We start from the raw sequence: 1093 nt of genomic DNA, 5'->3' as shown, positions 1-1093 counted from the left end.
GAGTAATCGCTTCTATTGTGTTGGCAAATATGATGGGCTCGACTTTACAACCTTGGCATTGGACCAGTGTTGAGTTTAAGGAGTGGGGTAATGCAACTGTACTTGCACTTGTCGCGAGCGGGTTAGGTTTAGGGCTTTACTGGCAAAATAGTGTAGGTGCTGTTCAGGCGCAAGAAGGCGCAACGAAAACTGTTCTTCCAATTTGGTTAGCTCAGCTCATTGCTGTGGTTGCTTTTGGCTTTTTCTCGCTTCAGGCTCAATTACCTGTTTTAACGTGGATATTTACGGGCGTAATGACATCCGCGTTATTTGTGCAGTTGGCTAGAGAACAACTTGCTCAGCGTCAGCTTATGCCTGTTTTACAATGGGTGATTATTGTTATAGCAATTGCAGTTTGGGCTGTGCCGGAAGTTCATAATTTATTCACGCTCATTCTTATGCTGTGGGGCTTACTTATTTGCTTAATCTATGCAGTTTTTGCAGGTTGGATTATGAAAATTAGCCACTTACGTAAATCGATGAATTTTAGCAATGAGCTTTTTTATAACTTATGGCGTATTGCTGTACGTATCGTATTGCCGCTTTCAATTATTGTGGCAATGATTGCTGTAATTGGACAAAGTATCTAATGGAACGTACACAACAAGTTTGGGTCGCTTTTGCGGTACCGGAACAACAGTTTTTAATTTCTGTTCCATTTGAAGAGGGAATGACTGCTGCACAGGCAGTTCAAGCAAGTGGTATATCAAATCAAGTTGATTTGCCTGAACCACTTCAGCTCGGCATTTTTGGAGTAAAAGTAGAAACTGATGCGGTATTACACACGGGTGATCGAGTTGAGGTTTATCGACCATTAACGATTAATCCAAAAGATATTCGCCGGAAACGTGCTGCGAAAAACCCTGTAGGCAGATACATTAAAGGCAATCGCTTTAAGCAATCAGCTCAATAAGCAAAACCCCTCAAGTATTTCACTAGAGGGGTTTCTTTTTATTAGAAAAAACGATTATAGTGGGGGGGCAGTTCAAATTGCTTCTTTGGAAGCAGGTAAACCTGGTTGCGATGCTGGAATAGTCTCTAAACCTTCAATTTT

Annotated in this window: 1 protein-coding gene and 2 pseudogenes; 2 read left to right on the top strand and 1 reads right to left on the bottom strand. The window is 41.4% G+C overall.

The features are described from left to right. Window positions 1–629: pseudogene (locus tag VXQ92_RS20490) on the top strand (hypothetical protein); the annotation flags it as partial. Further along, window positions 629–952 carry an RnfH family protein gene (locus tag VXQ92_RS20485; protein ID WP_265642998.1) on the top strand — a complete coding sequence of 108 codons (324 nt, stop codon included), beginning with the start codon at window positions 629–631 and terminating at the stop codon, window positions 950–952. The pseudogene VXQ92_RS20490 and the gene VXQ92_RS20485, both read left to right, overlap by 1 nt. A gap of 72 nt (window positions 953–1024) precedes the next feature. On the opposite strand, the pseudogene VXQ92_RS20480 reads toward VXQ92_RS20485, so the two are convergent. Continuing rightward, a pseudogene (locus VXQ92_RS20480) lies at window positions 1025–1093 on the bottom strand (outer membrane protein assembly factor BamE); the annotation flags it as partial.

It is taken from the genome of Acinetobacter sp. 228 (assembly GCF_048147885.1).
This window is presented reverse-complemented; position numbering and strand designations above follow the sequence as displayed.